Annotated in this window: 15 protein-coding genes and 1 pseudogene; 5 read left to right on the top strand and 11 right to left on the bottom strand. The window is 70.8% G+C overall.

The window, feature by feature from the left end; translation table 11 throughout:
• Positions 1-8: 8 nt before the first annotated feature.
• From ABFX54_RS34045 to lhgO, 4 genes are all read right to left on the bottom strand, one after another.
• On the bottom strand, positions 9-665 hold the full coding sequence (locus ABFX54_RS34045; RefSeq protein WP_346110744.1) for a response regulator transcription factor: 657 nt from the start codon (positions 663-665) through the stop codon (positions 9-11).
• Positions 666-730: 65 nt separating this feature from the next.
• Positions 731-2,143 (bottom strand): sensor histidine kinase, encoded by a 1,413-nt coding sequence (locus ABFX54_RS34040; protein WP_346110707.1) that lies wholly within the window; start codon positions 2,141-2,143, stop codon positions 731-733.
• Positions 2,143-2,835, bottom strand: coding sequence for a response regulator transcription factor (locus tag ABFX54_RS34035; RefSeq protein WP_346110706.1), 693 nt, complete (start codon positions 2,833-2,835; stop codon positions 2,143-2,145). The genes ABFX54_RS34040 and ABFX54_RS34035 overlap by 1 nt, the downstream gene beginning before the upstream one ends.
• 17 nt (positions 2,836-2,852) lie before the next feature.
• Positions 2,853-4,043 carry an L-2-hydroxyglutarate oxidase gene (lhgO, locus tag ABFX54_RS34030; protein WP_346110705.1) on the bottom strand — a complete coding sequence of 397 codons (1,191 nt, stop codon included), beginning with the start codon at positions 4,041-4,043 and terminating at the stop codon, positions 2,853-2,855.
• 342 nt (positions 4,044-4,385) lie between these two features.
• Between lhgO and ABFX54_RS34025 the strand changes: the two genes are divergently transcribed.
• Positions 4,386-4,757 carry a hypothetical protein gene (locus ABFX54_RS34025; RefSeq protein ID WP_346110704.1) on the top strand — a complete coding sequence of 124 codons (372 nt, stop codon included), beginning with the start codon at positions 4,386-4,388 and terminating at the stop codon, positions 4,755-4,757.
• A gap of 92 nt (positions 4,758-4,849) precedes the next feature.
• On the opposite strand, the gene ABFX54_RS34020 is transcribed toward ABFX54_RS34025, so the two are convergent.
• Positions 4,850-5,854: a hypothetical protein gene (locus ABFX54_RS34020; protein ID WP_346110703.1), complete on the bottom strand. Its 1,005-nt coding sequence runs from the start codon at positions 5,852-5,854 to the stop codon at positions 4,850-4,852.
• An 87-nt stretch (positions 5,855-5,941) separates the two neighbouring features.
• Between ABFX54_RS34020 and ABFX54_RS34015 the strand changes: the two genes are divergently transcribed.
• The gene (locus tag ABFX54_RS34015) at positions 5,942-6,463 is read left to right on the top strand and encodes a sigma factor (RefSeq protein WP_346110702.1); all 522 of its coding nucleotides are present in this window, start codon (positions 5,942-5,944) and stop codon (positions 6,461-6,463) included.
• On the opposite strand, the gene ABFX54_RS34010 is transcribed toward ABFX54_RS34015, so the two are convergent.
• Positions 6,384-7,718: an MATE family efflux transporter gene (locus ABFX54_RS34010; protein WP_346110700.1), complete on the bottom strand. Its 1,335-nt coding sequence runs from the start codon at positions 7,716-7,718 to the stop codon at positions 6,384-6,386. The genes ABFX54_RS34015 and ABFX54_RS34010 overlap by 80 nt on opposite strands.
• 96 nt (positions 7,719-7,814) lie before the next feature.
• Between ABFX54_RS34010 and ABFX54_RS34005 the strand changes: the two genes are divergently transcribed.
• Entirely contained in the window at positions 7,815-8,783 is a 969-nt protein-coding gene (locus ABFX54_RS34005; protein ID WP_346110699.1) for an aldo/keto reductase, read from the top strand.
• A gap of 375 nt (positions 8,784-9,158) precedes the next feature.
• Here ABFX54_RS34005 and thpR read toward each other — a convergent pair whose 3' ends face one another.
• The 4 genes from thpR to ABFX54_RS33985 all read right to left on the bottom strand — a co-directional run bounded on the left by thpR (position 9,159) and on the right by ABFX54_RS33985 (position 13,391).
• On the bottom strand, positions 9,159-9,716 hold the full coding sequence (gene thpR, locus ABFX54_RS34000) for an RNA 2',3'-cyclic phosphodiesterase (protein WP_346110697.1): 558 nt from the start codon (positions 9,714-9,716) through the stop codon (positions 9,159-9,161).
• Between the two features lie 325 nt (positions 9,717-10,041).
• Complete coding sequence (locus ABFX54_RS33995) at positions 10,042-11,265, bottom strand: MFS transporter (RefSeq protein ID WP_346110695.1); 1,224 nt, start codon at positions 11,263-11,265, stop codon at positions 10,042-10,044.
• A 23-nt stretch (positions 11,266-11,288) separates the two neighbouring features.
• Entirely contained in the window at positions 11,289-11,741 is a 453-nt protein-coding gene (locus ABFX54_RS33990; RefSeq protein WP_346110693.1) for a MarR family winged helix-turn-helix transcriptional regulator, read from the bottom strand.
• 210 nt (positions 11,742-11,951) lie between these two features.
• The gene (locus ABFX54_RS33985; RefSeq protein WP_346110692.1) at positions 11,952-13,391 is read right to left on the bottom strand and encodes an NCS2 family permease; all 1,440 of its coding nucleotides are present in this window, start codon (positions 13,389-13,391) and stop codon (positions 11,952-11,954) included.
• Between the two features lie 84 nt (positions 13,392-13,475).
• Here ABFX54_RS33985 and ABFX54_RS33980 point away from each other — a divergent pair, with 84 nt between their 5' ends.
• Complete coding sequence (locus tag ABFX54_RS33980) at positions 13,476-13,688, top strand: DUF2530 domain-containing protein (protein ID WP_346110691.1); 213 nt, start codon at positions 13,476-13,478, stop codon at positions 13,686-13,688.
• Positions 13,689-13,952: 264 nt separating this feature from the next.
• Positions 13,953-15,443, top strand: coding sequence for an alpha/beta hydrolase (locus tag ABFX54_RS33975; protein WP_346110690.1), 1,491 nt, complete (start codon positions 13,953-13,955; stop codon positions 15,441-15,443).
• 148 nt (positions 15,444-15,591) lie between these two features.
• On the opposite strand, the pseudogene ABFX54_RS33970 reads toward ABFX54_RS33975, so the two are convergent.
• Positions 15,592-17,229 (bottom strand): annotated as a pseudogene (locus ABFX54_RS33970) (sacsin N-terminal ATP-binding-like domain-containing protein); the annotation flags it as partial.

Genomic DNA, 17,229 nt, shown 5'->3' with positions numbered 1-17,229 from the left:
CTGTCAAACTAACCGGGCGGCGGCTCTCTAAGCACGTAACCGACGCTGCGCAGGGTGTGGATGAGCCGCGGCTCGACGTCGTCGACCTTGCGTCTGAGGTAGGAGACGTACGACTCGACCACGCCCGCGTCGCCGCCGAAGTCGTAGTTCCACACGTGGTCGAGGATCTGCGCCTTCGACAGCACGCGCCCGGCGTTGACCATGAAGTAGTGCAGCAGCTTGAACTCGGTCGGCGACAGGCGCACCTGACGGCCGCCGCGCCAGACCTCGCGGGCGTCCTCGTCCAGCTCCAGATCGGCCACCTTGAGCCGGCTGGCGGGCGCGGACTCGCCGCGCGTGCGCCGCAGCACCGCCCTGATCCTGGCCTGGACCTCCTCCAGGCTGAACGGCTTGGTCACGTAGTCGTCCCCGACCCGCAGCCCGGCGATCTTGTCCTCGGTGGCCTCGCGGGCGGTCAGGAAGAGCACGGGCGCGTCGATCCGCCTGGCCACCTCGAACCCGTCCAGATCGGGCAGCATCACGTCGAGCACCACCAGGTCGGGGGAGGTCCGTACGGCCACTTCGACGGCCTCCTCGCCGTCGGCGGCGGTCAGGACCTCGAACCCGGAGAAGCGCAGGCTGGCGGAGAGCAGATCCCTGATGCTGGGCTCGTCGTCCACCACCATGATCAACGCCTCGGGTTTCGTCACCTACTTAGAGTGACGCAGCAGCCTGAGGGTTAGCTGAAGGCTCACTCCAAAGCGAGTGGGAGTTCGACCCGGAAGGTCGAGCCGGCCTCCGGCGAGCTGTCCACGGTGACCGTGCCGTCGTGGGCCTGGACGAGGGCCTGCACGATGGCCAGGCCGAGCCCGCTGCCCCGGTCCTCGGCCGAGCGGCGGCGCGAGCGGGCGGAGTCGGCGCGGTAGAAGCGCTCGAAGACGTGCTCGATCTGCTCGGGAGTGAGTCCTGGCCCCTGGTCGACGACCTCGACGAACAGTTTGTCCGCGCTCGTCCCCGTACGCACGATGATCGGGGAGCCGGGGTCGGTGTGCACGAGGGCGTTCGTGACGAGGTTGCTGACGACCTGGCGCAGGCGTACCTCGTCGCCGGAGACGATCAGGGCCGTGCCGCCGACCACGTCCAGCTTGATCACCCGGTCGGGCGCGATGATCCGGGCATCCTGTACGGCGTCCGCCGCCAGCGCCAGCATGTCCACCGGCTGCATCCGCAGCGGCCGCTGCTGGTCCACCCTGGCCAGCAGCAGCAGGTCGTCCACCAGCACGCTCATCCGGCCCGCGGCCTGCTCCACGCGCTGCATCAGCTCGGCGGGGTCGGCGCCCGGGTTCTGCCTGGCGTACTCGGCGAAACCGCGGATGGAGGTCAGCGGGGTGCGCAGCTCGTGCGAGGCGTCGCCGACGAACTGGCGCATGCGGTCCTCGGAGCGCCGGGCCGCCTCCTCGGAGGCCGACCTGGCCACGAACGCGGCCTCGATCTGGGCCAGCATCCCGTTCAGCGACCTGGCCAGGCCGCCCACCTCGGTGCGCGGGTCGCCGTCCGGCACCCGCCGGCCCAGCTCGCCGGCGGCGATGGCCTCGGCCGTACGCTCGATCTCGCCGAGCGGCCGCATGCTGTGCCGCACGATCGTGACGCCGGCCACGGCCAGGATGAGCAGGATGCCGCCGCCGCCCAGCAGCTCGATGAGCACCAGCCGCCGGGTGATCGCGTCGACCTCCTCCAGGTCCACCGCGACGACCAGCGTGCGCCACCTGTCCACGGTCTCCAGCACCCGCCACTCGCCGGGGCCGCTCATGGCCGGCGCGGTGTAGGGCTCGGCGCCGGGCGACGCCGACAGGACGGGCTTGGGCTTGGCGTCCACGTCCCGGTCGGTCAGCATCGGCACGAAGTCGCTGTTCGGCTCCTTGACCAGGGCGATGGCGTCGGACTCGATGAGGATCGGCCGTTCGGCCGTCTCCCTGTCCTTCCGCCAGTCGCTCCTGACCTTCTTCTCCATGCGCGCGCTGAGCAGGTGGAGCTGGCTGTCCACCCGGTCGATCAGGTAGCCGTGCAGCACGGACACGCTCACCAGGCCGATGAAGAACATACCGAAGCCGAGCAGGGTCAGCATCGACGCGATCAGCTTGATCCTCAGCGGCAGGCCGCGCATCAGGGACTCGGTGGCAGACGCAGGACGTAGCCGACACCCCGCAGGGTGTGGATGAGCCGCGGGCTGCGGTTGTCGATCTTCCGGCGGAGCACGGACACGTACGACTCGACGATGCCCACCTCGCCCCGGAAGTCGTAGTCCCACACGTGGTCGAGGATCTGCGGCTTGGACAGGACGCGGCCGGCGTTCGTCATGAAGTAACGCAGCAGCTTGAACTCGGTCGGCGACAGCGCGACGGCGTTGCCGCCGCGCCACACCTCGTGGCTCTCCTCGTCCAGCTCGATGTCGGCGAACGTGAGCCGGGGCGGCGCCGCCGGCGAGTCCCCGCTCGTACGGCGCAGCACGGCGTGGATCCTGGCGACCACCTCCTCCAGGCTGAACGGCTTGGTGACGTAGTCGTCGCCGCCGAGCGTCAGTCCGCGGATCTTGTCCTCGGTCTCGTCACGGGCGGTGAGGAAGACCACGGGGGTGTGCACCCCGCCGCCGCGCATCCGCCTGACGATCTCGAAACCGTCGAGGTCGGGCAGCATGACATCGAGCACGACGAGGTCGGGGCGGTGCCGTTGCACCGAGGCCACGGCGTCGAGGCCGCTCTTCGCCGTGCACACGTCGAAACCCGCGAACCTGAGGCTGGCGGCGAGGAGTTCGAGGATGTTCGGGTCGTCCTCGACTATCAGCAGGCGTGATTCCATCACCTCCAAGGATGCCCTCATCGGACGAGTGCTGGGACAATTCCGGTGATATGCCGGGCAATAGCCAGGCTTGAGGTCGCCGCGGGCGAGGGCGCGTTGCGGACGAGGACGACCCTGCCGTGCACGTCCACGACGAAGTCGTCGAGCAGGCGGCCGTCGCGGGCCACGGCCTGCGCGCGTACGCCGCCCGGAGCCCGTTCCAGGTCACTTGCGGTGAGCTCGGGGACGTAGCGGCGGGCGTCGGCGACGAACGCGCTCTTGAGGAGCGAGCCGCGGACCTCCCTCAGGCCCGTGCGCCAGTGGGCGCGGGCCATGCGCAGGGTGCCCGGCCAGCTCAGAATTTGACCGATATTACGGATATTTCGCCATCTGTAGCCTTCGTACGCGAGCGCGAGCACCGCGTTCGGCCCCACCAGCACCCGTCCGTCGACCTGCCGGGTCAGATGCACGCCGAGGAACGGGTACCGCGGATCCGGCACCGGGTAGACCAGCCCCCGCACGAGGTCCCGCGCGGCCCCCTTCAGCGCGTAGAACTCGCCCCGGAACGGGACGATCCGCACGTCCCCCGGCGCCCCCGCCATCCTGGCCACCGCGTCGGTGCCCAGCCCGCCGCACACCACGAGCTGGTCGAAGACGTGCCGGCGCCTGCCCGCCAGCACCTCGACCCGGCCGGGCCGCTCCCTGATCGCCCTGACCGGCTGCCCCAGCCGTACGGACCCGCCCAGCTCGGCCACGTCCAGCGCGAGCCTGCGCGCGACGCCGGGAAAGTCGCAGATCGCGGTGTACGGCGAGTGCACGGCGCCGACGCCGACCGCGTGCGGCTCGATCTCGCGCAGCGCCAGCGCGTCCAGCTCGGCGATGCCTGGCACGCCGTTGGCCCGCGCCCGCTCGGCCAGCGCGCTCAGCCGGGGCCGCTCGGCCCGCGTGCCGGCGATCACCAGCTTGCCGACCTCCTGGTAGGCCACCCCGTGCGCGACGCAGTACTCCTTCAGCAGTGCCACACCCTCCCGGCACAACCTGGCCTTCAGCGAGCCCGGCGGGTAGTAGATCCCCGCGTGCACGACGCCGCTGTTGTGCCCGGTCTGGTGGGCGCCGACGCGCCCCTCCTTCTCCAGCACGGTGACCTCGGCACCCCTGACGGCGGCCAGCTCCCGCGCCACGGCCAGGCCGACGATGCCCGCACCCACGACTCCGATCTTCTCCCTCACACCTCCGATTTTCCGACCATCCACGCATGACCGCCATATCGGGCCCGCTGGGCTGCCGTACGGCCGCGCACCGGACCTCGGCGGTGGGGCCGGGGTCGTCGTTCGTCAATCGCCGTAGAAGGCCCGCCCTTCCTCCGGGGACCGACCAGACCTCGGTGATGAGACCGTCTTCGACCCGAAGCATGCCGATCCCGCTGATGCGCAGGTCGTGCCCGGTCTCGTCGGTGAAGCACGCCAGTTAGGGCCGCGCGATCTTGCCACGGGCGCCGCCATCGGCGAGGCGCACGTCCGAGACGGCCTCACCGACGCCGGCCGGGAATCGAACGTGAGTACGATGGTCTCATGTATCTGCCGCCGGAGTGGCCGCCCGAGGTTCGGCCGCCCAGCGTGCCCGACTGGGAGGGCACGGCCGTGGCGTGGCTGCTCGACGCGGTCCCGCCCGACTACAGGGCGTACGAGGTGCTCAGGCGGCATCCCGTGGCGCTGGCCGCCATGGCCCGCCACCACGTCAACTCCGCCGTCGAGGCCGCGCGCGCCGGTTACCGGGCGGCGGCCGTCGACCTCAAGGGGCACCTGCCGCCGCACGCCATCGAGGCGGTGCTCGACACCTACCGGCAGGAGGGGCCGCGGCTGGTGCGGCTGGCGCGTTCGATCGAGGTGGTCGAGCGCGCGCTGAGAGGCGACCTGTTCACCGCCACGATGCGCCGCCCCTGACCCGCGCCTTCTCGCCAGCCGCATCCTGCGCCGCCCCTGGCCAGCGCGTTCTCGTCACCCGCGACCACGCGCCACCCTGACCAGCGCCTGCGTCAGCGGGTCTTTCGGGCCAGGAAGGTGATCACTCCGATGGCGGCCGCGGCGGCGGCCAGCCAGATGAGGACGTCCGTGGCGGTCAGCCCGCCCCCGGACGAGTCCGCCTGCGCGGCCACGGGCGGGTCGCGCTCCTCCGCCCTGGCCGGGCTGGGCGTGGCGGTGGGCCGCGCGGCGTCGGGGAGCGGCACGCGGTAGACCGGGCTGGCGGGCCCCTCCGTGCCGGTGAGCAGCGCCTTCCCGTCGGCCGTGTACGCGATCGACTCCGCCTGCTTCAGCTCCGGCATCGTCACCTTGGTGATCGTCTCGCCCGTGGGCTTGAACAGGGTGGCGGAGAAGTAGGTGCGCACGACGTAGGACGAGCCGTCGGGGGCGTAGGCGGCGTCCGTGGCCATGATGGGCGCGCCGCTGATCTTGCGCAGCACGTTGACCTTGTCGTCGCGCAGCTTCTTCGGCGCCGCGTAGACCGAGCCGGAGAACTCCTTGGAGACCACGTAGAGCCGCCCGGTCACCGGGTTGATCATGACGCCTTCGGCGTTGCGGGCGCCTTCGGCGTACCTGAAGCGGTAGCGGACCGCAGGGAGCGTGGCGTCTTTGAGCGTACGCGGCTCCGTCACCTTGTAGACCGAGACGTTCGGCCACGCGCCGTCCAGATTGTCGCCGATGTCGGCGAACCAGAGCACGCCCCTGCCGGTCTCCGGGTCCTTGGTGGCGGCCATGGCCTCCCAGTCGCGCGCCTCGGCCCCGCGTACCTGGAAGGTGGCCCGCGTACGGCCCCGGCCGTCCACGGCGTAGAAGGTGGGCGCGGCGGCGCTGTCGTTGTGGGTGTAATAGACGCCGTCGTGCGTCGGCGACACCGCGAGCCCGCTCGACTCCGTGATCCGCGGATCCTTGAAGACGAACAGCTTCTCCGTCCCGTCGTCGTCCGCCGCGAAGGCGGGCGCGGCGGGCAGCAGAAGAAGAGCCGCGACGGCGGCGAGCACCCTGGTCACGAAGTCCCCCACGCCGCCATCATGCCCCACGCGCCGCCGCGAGCCCGCCTTCCAACAGCGTGGCGTCCGTCCGCGTTTATAGCGGGCGAAAGGAGGGGCATGGACCCATATGAGGGCTTCAGGGAGTTCGTCCGCGGCCATCCGCGTTCGCTGATGCGCACCGCGTACCTGCTCACCGGTGACGCCCCGCACGCCGAGGACCTGTTGCAGGCGGTGCTCATGCGAACGGCCAGGCGCTGGAGGAGCCTCGCCGACGGCAACCCCGAGGCTTATGTGCGCCGGGCCCTGCTCAACGAGCACATCTCCTGGCGCCGGCGCAGGCGGGCTGAGACGCCGACCGCCTTCATCGTCGCCACCGTCGAGGTACGGGCGAGGGCCAATCTCACCGGGGCTCCCAAGACCTTTCGGGTCTCGCGGATCGGCGGCTGGCTCGGCACGGACGAGGTGCTGGTCACCGGCAGTGTCAGGGGCGACTTCCGTGGGCGCGGGCCCGAGGACGGCGAGCTGCCGACGCTGGGTGAGACGGTGCACGCGGTGAACGTCATGAGCGGCCGGGTGCGGCAGGTGGCTTCGTACACGTATCGGGCGTGGGCGGGTGATCTGCCCCTGCCGGGTTTCTAGGCGGGCCCAGCTTGGCGCTGTGGCGGTGGAAACCGGTGCCCTGCATGACGACCAGGAGCCCGTTGGCCACCGCCATGGCCGCCCACAGGCCGGTGATGCCCCAGGTCCCGGCCACGGGCACGGCGGCCAGGAACAGCAGGCCGTACCCGATCGACAGGAACATCAGGCTGAACGACGAGCGCTTGAGCGCGGTCAGGCCCATGCCCTGCACCGCCTGCGCCGCGTCGAGCGCGGACGCCAGCAGCATCAGCGGCAGCAGCCCGAGCACCCGGTCCCGCACCGCGACGTCGTCGCTGAACAGCACCAGCAGATTTTGCCCGAACCCGAGCAGCAGACCGGCCACCACAAGCGTCCCTGTCATGGCGAGCAGAACCGCGCCGCGATGGGCCCGCCGGGCGCCGGCGGTGTCGGTGGCGCGCGCCACCTCGGGCACGGCGGCCGAGGCGATGGAGAGGGAGGTCAGCATCATGAAGCCGGTGAGCGTGGTCAGCACCGCGTGGGCGGCGGTGTCGCGGGTGCCGGTGGTGCTCGCGGCGAGGGTGACGACGCCGAGCACGGCGAATTTGACCAGTACGGTGCCGGCCAGCGGGATGCTGACCCTCGCCAGGGTGATGATCTCGCGGATCCTGGGCCTGGCCTGGCCGATCGCCCGGCCGAGGGCCCGGCGCAGGCTGAGGTTGGCCACCACCGCCGACACCACGCCGGCGGTCACCCAGGCCACGCCGACGCCGGTCAGCCCCAGGGCCGGCACCAGCGCGGCGCTCAGCCCGCCCAGCAGTGTGCCGAAGGTCAGGGTCGGCCACATCACGCTCCCGCTGCGCCCGAGCGCGACCAGGATGGTGGTGGCGCCGCCGGTGGAGGCGAAGACGAGCAGATACACCGCCAGCAGATACGGCAGCGCCCCCATCTCCGCCACCACCTCGCCGGGCACCCCGGTGGCCGAGGCGAGCAGCGGCACGCAGGCGACGGCCGTGGCGCCGAGCAGCCCGGTGGTCGTGCTCAGCCAGCGGGCGTCCCTGATGACGGGCACGGCCGACGGTGGATCGTCCCGATACGGCGCGACGAACGGCCCGAGACCGCGCAGCGCGCCCTGCACGGCCGTGGCGGCCGGATTGAGCACGGCGGTCACCACCGCGAAGGCCGCCAGCGTGACCGTGGCGTGGTTACCGAGCACCGAGGTGACCACGATCGTGCCCAGCTGACCGGTGATCATGGCGAGGAAGAGCGGCACGGCGGCGCGGAGCAGGGAGATCATCGCCCACGATGATGCGCCCGTCAGGCGCTCCTGTCGACCGGGTTGCCGGCGTCGCCCTCTGGCCTGGAGTGCACTCCAGCTATTTAGGGTGAAGTCATGGACTACGTCAATCTCGGACGCAGCGGTCTCCTGGTGAGCCCGCTCTGCCTCGGCACCATGAACTTCGGCCCGCGCACCACGGAGGAAGACTCCTTCGCGATCATGGACCGGGCGCACGAGCTGGGGCTGAACTTCTTCGACACGGCGAACGTCTATGGGGGCCAGAAGGGCGCGGGGATCACCGAGAACATCCTCGGCCGGTGGTTCTCCCAGGGCGGCGGGCGCCGGGAGAAGACGGTCATCGCGACCAAGGTCTACGGCGACATGGGCGACTGGCCCAACGAGCGCCGGCTGTCGGCCCTCAACATCCGCCGGGCCTGCGACGCTTCGCTGAAGCGCATGCAGACCGACTACATCGACATCTACCAGGCCCATCACGTCGACCGGGACACCCCGTTCGAGGAGTTCTGGGAGGCCATGGAGATCCTGCGGCAGCAGGGCAAGATCATTTACGTGGGTTCGTCCAACTTCGCGGGCTGGCACATCGCCAAGGCCCAGGAGACGGCGGCCCGCCGCAACTTCACCGGCCTGGTCAGCGAGCAGTCCCACTACAACCTGCTCACCCGCGCCCCCGAGCTCGAAGTGCTGCCCGCGTGCGAGGACTACGGCCTCGGCGTGATCCCGTGGAGCCCGCTGGCCGGCGGCCTGCTCGGCGGCGTGCTGCGCAAGATCGACAAGGGCCGCTCGGCCGCCGACAACATGGTCAAGCAGCTCGAACGGCACCGCGACAAGATCGAGCAGTGGGAGAAGTTCTGCGACGAGCTGAACGAGGACCCGGCCAACGTGGCCCTGGCCTGGCTGCTCAAGCAGCGCGCCGTGGCCGCGCCGATCATCGGGCCGCGCACGATGGAGCAGCTCGAAGGCAGCCTGCGCACCCTGGAGATCGATCTCGACGAGGCCGCCCTGGCCCGCATCGACGAGATCTTCCCCGGGCACCGCACGGCGCCTGAGGACTACGCCTGGTAGGACCGCATGTCGATGGCCGGGGCCGGCGCGACCTTCCGCCGGCCCCGGCTTCCGGGACGAAGCGTGCGATCCGACAAGGGCGATGTGGCCGCAGCAGGGCCGCGCGTGCGGACCCCCGCAAGGGCAGCGCGGCCTCTGGCGACGGGTGCAGCCTTACGAGGGCGGCGCGACCGTACCTGGGGCCGGAGCGGGCGGTCGGGTGGCGGCCGGGGACGGCGGACCCGCAACTGGGACCGGCAACCGGGGGCCACGGCTGGGGACCGTCACGCCAGCCGGGCACCTCAGCTCAGCCAGGCGCCGATGATCACGATCAGCAGGAGGAGGCCGAGCACGATGGGCAGCAGCCAGGGGCGGGGACGATCCACGACCTGGAGCCTAGCCCCGCTCGGCGGGTGCCAGCGCCCATTCGGCGAGTGACTCGTACCTCACCTGCGCTCCGCCGTGGCTCTGGACCAGGTGGACGTGCTCGGCCCGCCACACGGAGCCACTGAAGCCGGCCAGCGACTCCACCAGGTCGCTGAGGTCGAGCTCCGTCTTGGCCCTGGCCAGGGTGAGGTGCGGGTGGAAACGCTTGTCGTCCGTCTGGGACGCCCCCGCCCGGCGGGCGCCCGCTTTGACGGAGTCGGCGAGCCTGGTCATGGGGTCGCCGGTCACGCCCGCCCAGAAGACCCGCGCCCGGCGTACGGAGGGGAAGGCGCCGAACCGGTCGAACGACAGCTCCGGCGCGGGGTGGCGAGCCACGGCCCGTGCCAGGCGGGTCTCCAGGTCGGGCAGCACGCGCTCGGGCACCTCGCCGAAGAAGCCCAGCGTGATGTGCCAGGTCGCGCGGTCGGGCCAGCGCAGGCCGGGCACCTGACCGACGTGCGGGGCGATGGCATGGGAGATCTCGTCCAGCACCTCGTCGGGCGGCACCAGGGCCGCGAACAGCCTCATGCCGGCGCTGCGGGAAGTGCCGTGAAGAGCTTCATGTCATGCGATTCTGCCCGGCCCCGCCTCACTCGTCACACCGGCTCCCGCCGCCGGTCCGCCCAGCCCCGCTCCACCAAGCCCCGCTCCGCCGAGCCCCGCTCCGCCGAGCCCCGCTCCACCAAGCCCCGCTCCGCCGAGCCCATCACCATTCCCGACGCCCGTCGTCTGCTTGGAGGTCGTCACCCCAGCCCAGGGCCGCCGACCTGCGGTCAAGCCCGTCGTCCCTGCGGTCAAAGGCTCACGGGCGCCGCCGGGTATCCACGGTTCTCGCTCGCGCCGTACGAATGACTCATGCCACCGCGAGCGTCGGCCGGCTAACCCGTGAGCTGATCAGCCGGGTGACCACCACGGCCAGACCCGTGCCCACCAGCACCAGAGCACCGGAGAGGATCACACCCATGCGTGGCCCGCCCAGTTCGGACAGCCAGCCGATCAGCGGTGCCCCGAGGGGAGCTCCGCCGGTGAAGACCAGCATGTAGATGCCCATGACCCGGCCCCGCATCTCAGGGGACGTGGCGATCTGGACGCTGGCGTTGGCCGCCGTGTTGATGGTGATCAGCGCGATCCCGGTGGGGACCAGCAGCAGCAGATAAACGGGGTAGAACGGCGCGATCCCGGTCAGGATCTGGAACAGGCCGAACCCGAGCGCCCCCACGAAGAGCACCTTGCGCGACAGCCGCGCCCGCCGCGCCGCGAGCAGCGCGCCACCGAACGCTCCCACCGCGAACATGCTGGACGCCAGCCCGAACGAGGACGCCCCGGCCGCGAACACCTCGCGGGCCATCAGCGCGATCGACATCGAGAACGACTGCGAGAACATCGACACGAACGCGATCAGCAGCACCGGCATCAGCAGCTCCTCGTGCTGGAGCACGTACCGGAGCCCTTCGCGCAGCTGCCCCTTGGCCCTGGGCACCGGCTCGGAGAGGTTCAGCTCGGCCTTGCGCATGAAGACCAGGCTGGAGATCACGCCGCCGAAGGTCAGAGCGTTGATCAGGAACAGCGGCCCCGTGCCGCCGAGCACGTAGATCAGCACGCCGGCGAGCGCCGGGCCGAGCACGCGGGCGAGGTTGAAGATGGAGCTGTTCAGGGCGATGGCGTTGGGCAGGTCCTGGCGGCCGACCATCTCGACCACGAACGCCTGCCGCGTCGGCACCTCCACGCAGGAGATCATGCCGAGCAGGAACGCCATGACGTACACGTGCCAGACCTGGGCGGTGCCCGTCATCGTCAGCACGCCGATGGTGAGCGCGAGGCCGGCCATGAGCGTCTGGGCGGTGATGAGGATCGGGCGCTTGGGGTAGCGGTCGGCGAGCACGCCGCCGAACATCCCGAAGAGCAGCATCGGCAGGAACTGCAGCGCGGTCGCCGTACCGAGGGCGCTCGCGCTGCCGTGGGTGAGATCGAGGATCAGCCAGTCCTGGGCGGTGCGCTGCAGCCAGGTGCCGACGTTGGACACCGCGCCGCCCGCGCTGAACATGCGGTAGTTACGAATCCTGAGCGACCGGAACATCCCGGTCTTGGGTTCTTCAGGCTCTATATCCTGCTGAGCTTCTCCAGCAGCGGCGCCGCCTGCCTGAGGATCGCTCTCTCTTCCGGAGACAGCTCCTTCAGGCGTTGCGTCAGCCACGCTTCCTTGCGGCGTCGTTCCCCCTTCAGCAGCTTCTCGGCGGCCTCGGTCACCGAGACGGTCACCTGCCGCCGGTCGGTCGGATGCGGGCTGCGGGCGACCAGGCCGCGCTCCTCTAGCGCGGCGATCACGCGGGTCATCGAGGGTGGCTGCACCTTCTCGAGCTCGGCCAATTCGCCGGGGGTTATCCCGGAATGCCGTTCCACCGCGGCGAGCGTCGCGAACTGAGTGGGAGTCAGTGTGTGCGCTGCCGCCTGTCGTCGCAGGCGTCGGTTCAGCCTTGCGAGTGAAACGCGCAGGGCTGAAGCGAGACCCGCGTCGCTGCGCAGGTCCATCTTGGGCTGGGGTTTGGTTAGCATGAGTCATTACCTTTGCTAACTATACGGCATGGTGGGATATTTCCGTACAGAACGTTCGTCTGATCCCTTGATACCTCGAAGCCGCCCCGCCTGCGCGGAGCGGCTTCGATCGGCTTCAAGGGGTTTTGGATGGCTCGACCCGGCTCGGCCCGCCGAGACGTACGCAAGTGCTCGACGTGCTTCGACGTGCCGGCCTGGTCGGGCGGGTCGTCAGATGCCGAGCAGCGCCCGGATCGGGCCGATCGCGAAGTAGAGCGCGAAGAGGAAGGCCACGCCCCACAGCAGCGGGTGGATCTCCCGCGCCTTGCCGCGCACCACCTTGATCAGCACGTACGTGATGAAGCCGGCGCCGATGCCGTTGGAGATCGAGTACGTGAACGGCATGAGCACCACGGTGAGGAACGCCGGGATGGCGATCTCGAAGTCGTTCCAGTCGATGTCCCGTACCGCGGTCATCATCATGAACCCGACCAGCACCAGCGCGGGGGCGGCGGCCTCGTACGGCACCACCTGGACCAGCGGCGCGAAGAAGATGGCCACCAGGAACAGCAGCCCCGTGACCACGCTGGCGAGGCCAGTGCGAGCGCCCTCGCCGACGCCGGCGGCCGACTCGATGTAGGTGGTGTTCGAGGAGACCGAGCCCGCGCCGCCCACCGCCGCGCCCAGCGAGTCGACGAGCAGGATCTGCTTGGTACGCGGCAGCGTCCCGTCCTCCTGCACCAAGTCCGCCTGCCGCCCGACGCCCACGATGGTGCCCATGGTGTCGAAGAAGTCCGTGATCAGCAGCGTGAACACGAACAACCCGGCGAGCAGCACGTCCACGCGGACGAACCCGCCGAACGGGTCGAACTCGGTGAAGAGCACGAGCGGGTTGTGGAAGCCGAGGATCTGGTCGGGCACGGCGGGCAGGTTGAGCTGGAAGCCGCCCGGGTTGTCGGCCGAGGCGCGGCCCACCTTGGCCAGCAGTTCGACGATGACCGCCAGGACCGTGGTGCCGACGATGCCGATGAGGATGGCGCCCTTGACCTTGCGCGCCACCATCGCGGCCGTGGCCAGCAGTCCGACGATGAACACGAAGATCGGCCACGACGTGAGGTTGCCGCCGATGCCGAGCTCCAGTGGCGTGCCGGCGCCCTTGCGGACGAATCCGGCGTCCACGAAGCCGATCAGCGCGATGAACAACCCGATGCCCACGCTGATGGCGGTCTTGAGCTGGGCCGGGATGGCGTGGAACACGGCCGTCCGCAGCCCGGTCAGCACCAGGATCGTGATGAGGACGCCTTCGAGGAAGACCAGGCCCATGGCCTCTTCCCAGGTCATCACGGAGGCGATGCTGAAGGTGACGAAGGCGTTCAGGCCGAGCCCGGCCGCCATCGCGAAGGGCACCTTGCCGACGACCCCCATGAGGATCGACAGCACGCCGGCCACGAAGGCCGTGCCCGCGGCGACGAGCGGCACGTTCGGGGTCGTGCCGTCACCGATGAACTCGCCGGTCACGTCTTTGCCGTTGGCCAGGATAAGGGGGTTGAGTACCACGATGTAGGCCATCGTGAAGAACGTGGCCAAGCCTCCCCGTACCTCACGGGAGACGGTCGAACCTCGTGCGGAGATCGCGAAGAAACGATCGATTGCATTACGTGTGTCGCTCACGACGCGAAGGGTGACAGTAGGTGGTGAACTGCGAAAAGAGCCAGTGATGAGATCGAGACCCGATTGGAAGCTAGGCTGGACAACGTGAAGCAGCAGTGGCATCCCGATCCGGAGCCGATCAAGACCAACGACACCGCCGCCGTCGCCATCGGCACGGCCGCCTGGGCCGTCGCGCTGGTCGCCCTGCTGATCTTCCGCCCCGCCCCGGAGAACTCGTGGTGGATCTGGACCTGCGTGACCGGGATCGCCTTCGGCCTGCTCGGCCTCTGGTTCGTCCGCCGGCCCAGAAACGGCTGACCGGCCGGGTCGCGAGGCTTCCCCGGCCCTCGTCCGGGCGGACCGGGCCGTAACGGGCTCACCCCGGCGTCCCGTATCAGCGGACCGCGACGCTCCCGCCCCGGGCGTCTCGTACTGGCAGCCCGGGCCGCGATGCCCCTGATCCGGCGGTTCCATTCCGTGCGGGAGCTGACATTCGTCATGTCCGGCCGTTCGCCGAAGTCATCCGCAAGTGGTGTTTCCACCCACTACATCGGCATATGCCTACCATCCCATCCTTGATGCATGAAGAAGCCCATAGTGACCCTTCTCCTGGGAGCCGCGGTCCTCACCGCCTGCGGCACCGGCGGCACTTCAGCACCCGCGGGCGACAGCACGAAGCCGGCGGCCACCAGCACGGGCACAGGCACCGGCACAGTGGCCTGGGGCGCGTGCACCGACCTCATCGGACCCGACGGCAAGCCGGCCACCCCGGCCGCCAACGTCGAGTGCGGCAAGCTCCCCGTCCCCCTCGACTACGCCAAGCCGGACGGCGAGAAGATCGACCTCGCGCTCATCCGCATCAAGGCCACCGGCGACCGCACCGGCTCGCTCGTCTTCAACTTCGGCGGCCCCGGCGCCTCGGGCGTGGACACCCTGGCCATGGCCGCCACGGCGTTCGCCGGCCCGGGCAAGAGCTACGACCTGGTCAGCTTCGACCCGCGCGGCGTGGACCGCAGCTCGGGTGTCACGTGCGGCGACGAGACCGAGGATCTGCTCACCTCCAACGCGGACGCCGACCAGGACGCGCTGGTGAAGGAGTACGCCGCCGCCTGCGCGAAGGACTCCGGCAAGATCCTCCCGCACGTCGGCACCGTCAACGCCGCCAAGGACCTCGACCTCCTGCGCGGCGCGCTCGGCGACGAACAGCTCAACTACTTCGGCTTCTCGTACGGCACCCATCTCGGCGCCGTCTACGCCACCCACTTCCCCAAGAAGGTCGGCCGCTTCGTCCTGGACGGCGCCTTCGACCCGACCGTGACGTTCGAGGAGCGGGCCGTCATCCAGGCGTCCGGCTTCGGCCAGGCGTTCGCGGCGTTCGCCAAGGACTGCGTGGCCAAGAGCTGCGAGCTGGGCGCCGACCCGGCGGCGGTGAAGAGGACGGTCGAGGACTTCGTCGAGGGGCTCAAGACCAAGCCGCTCAAGGTCGGGGACCGCGAGCTCACCAACGGCCTGGGCCAACTGGCCATCATCACGCCGCTGTACTCGCAGCAGACCTGGCCGGTGCTGGAGCAGGCGACCGCCGCCGCTATCAAGGGCAACGGCACCATCCTGCTCGCCCTGGCCGACTCCTACACCGGGCGCAGGGCGGACGGGACGTACTCGACGATGATGGCGAGTCTGGCGGCGATCAACTGCGCGGACAACACCGAACGGCCGAACGCCGCGGAGACCGCCCGGGTCAACGAGAAGGTGAAGAAGATCTTCCCGATCCTCTCCTTCGACGGGGCCACCGGAGCGTGCGCCTACTGGCAGGTGTTCGGGGACGACGCGGCCAAGCGCATCGACGCCACCGGCTCGGCGCCCATCGTGGTCATCGGCGGCAAGGGCGACCCCGCCACGCCGTACCAGTGGGCCGGCAAGCTGATGGACCAGCTCAAGACGGGCGTCCTGGTCACCTACGAGGGCGAGGGTCACGGCGCCTACCTGACCGGCAACGGCTGCGTCATGAAGACGGTGAACGCCTATCTGCTGGACGGCAAGCTCCCGTCGAACGGCACCACCTGCGCCGCCTGATCGGCGCCACCTGATCGGCGCCGCACCGACGCACCGGGGAGGCCACATGAGGGCGCCTCCCCGGCCCTTGCCTGTCAAAAGAGCACAAACCAACGCCCTCGCACTCGGTACGGGCCGCCCGCGCTCAGGCCGGCGCTCAGGCCGGCACTCAGGACAGGTCGGCCTCCGCGAGCAGGAGCGGCACCGAGCCCGGGTCGCGCAGCAGCGCCGCCACCGCGAGCCGGTCGTTCCACTGCCCGGTGGCCCAGGCGAGCCCCCTGGCCAGCCCGTCGACCCCGGTGCAGTGCACGGCCCCCTCGAAGAACCGCCAAGCGCACTCCACCCCGTCGACCAGCAGCTTCTCGTGCTCCACGTACGTGGCAGGCGCGGTGGGCAGCAGGGACCTGACCTCGGCGGGCACGTCACGCCGGACCCCTTCGGAGGTGACCTCGCCCGAGGTGAGCTCACCGGCGAGCGGCAGGTCGAGCAGCTCGGACAGCGACTCGGCCAGGTCGTAGGAGGCCAGCACCAGCGGCCGCTCTCTGACCAGTTGCAGCAGGTCGGGCGCCTCCACCACGACGGCGTCGTCCGCGGAGGCGACCACGATGGCCCCTTCGAGCACGGCCCGCACCCGCGACGGCGGCGCGACCCGCGACGGGTCCACGGCGGCCAGCGCGGTCCACAGGGCCCGCAACTGGGCCCGGTCGACCTCGATGGACTCGTCGGCCATCAGGTCGAGCAGCTCTTCCGGGCCGCCGTGGGAGGCCAGCAGCTCGGCCAGCGTCGTGCGGACCCCGAGCATGGACAGCGCGGCCTCGTCGAGCCCGGCGGGCGCATCGGCGTAGAGGCCCTGCAGCAGCGGGTCGGCCCCGGGCAGTCGCAGCTCAAGCGGCTTGCGCCCGCCCAGCACGGCGTGATTGGCCAGCCACCAGGCGGTGTAGGACGGCACCTCCACGCCCTCGACCCGCAGCGGGTGGAGCGCGGCCCGCAGCGGCGGCGTGGTGAGCAGCCGGAGCGCGGCCGGCCAGTCGGCCACCAGCTCCAGGTCGCGCACCGCCAGGAACTCGGGCACCAGCGGCGGCACGTCGAGCTCGGGCAGCAGGTCGAGCACGTGGTCGAGCCAGTCGGCCTCGCCGTCGAGGTCGTGGTCGCAGTCGTCGGGGTCGAGCAGCACGTCGGGTTCGTGCACGACGGCGAACCCGTCGAGCACCCCGGCCGCCGCCAGCACCCGCGCGCCGTAGGTCGCCTCCAGCTCGGACGCGGCCACCCCGAGATGCGTGTCGGACTCCAGCAGCCCGGCCAGCGCCCCCTCGGCCAGCATGAGCTCACCGGCCGGGTAGAGCTCGCCGTCGCTGCCGCGCAGGGCCAGCTCGGCCAGCCACGGCGCCTCGCCGGGCGCCAGCCCGGACGCCTCCACCAGCGACAGCACGGCCCGCGCCACCGGCTCGGGATCGGGGCTGTCGAGCGACTGCGCGACGGCGGCCTTGGTCAGCGGGTCGTCGAGCACGGTCCGCGGCGTGGCCTCGGCGGCGCTCAACCGCAGCAGCGCGGGATGGGCCGCCTCGGGGTGCACGATGCGCAGCCCGAGCGGCGACAGGTCGAGCTCGGCCCCGCCGTCGGTCAGGATCAGCGTGCCCCGGGGGCCGCGGACGAGCCGGCCGTCGCTCAGCGGCACCGGCAGCGCGCCCAGCGACTCGGGGGCGTCGGCGGCCAGGACCTCGTAGAGCGCGCGCCACCAGGACGGCTCGCGCACCTCGGCGGCCTCGCCGGACAGCAGGTCGTGGGCGTGGGCGGCGTCGACCCGGCG

The organism is Nonomuraea maheshkhaliensis, assembly GCF_039529435.1.
GTDB classification, from domain to species: domain Bacteria; phylum Actinomycetota; class Actinomycetes; order Streptosporangiales; family Streptosporangiaceae; genus Nonomuraea; species Nonomuraea maheshkhaliensis.
Note: the sequence above shows the minus strand (reverse complement) of the source record. Positions and strands in the feature narration are given on the sequence as shown.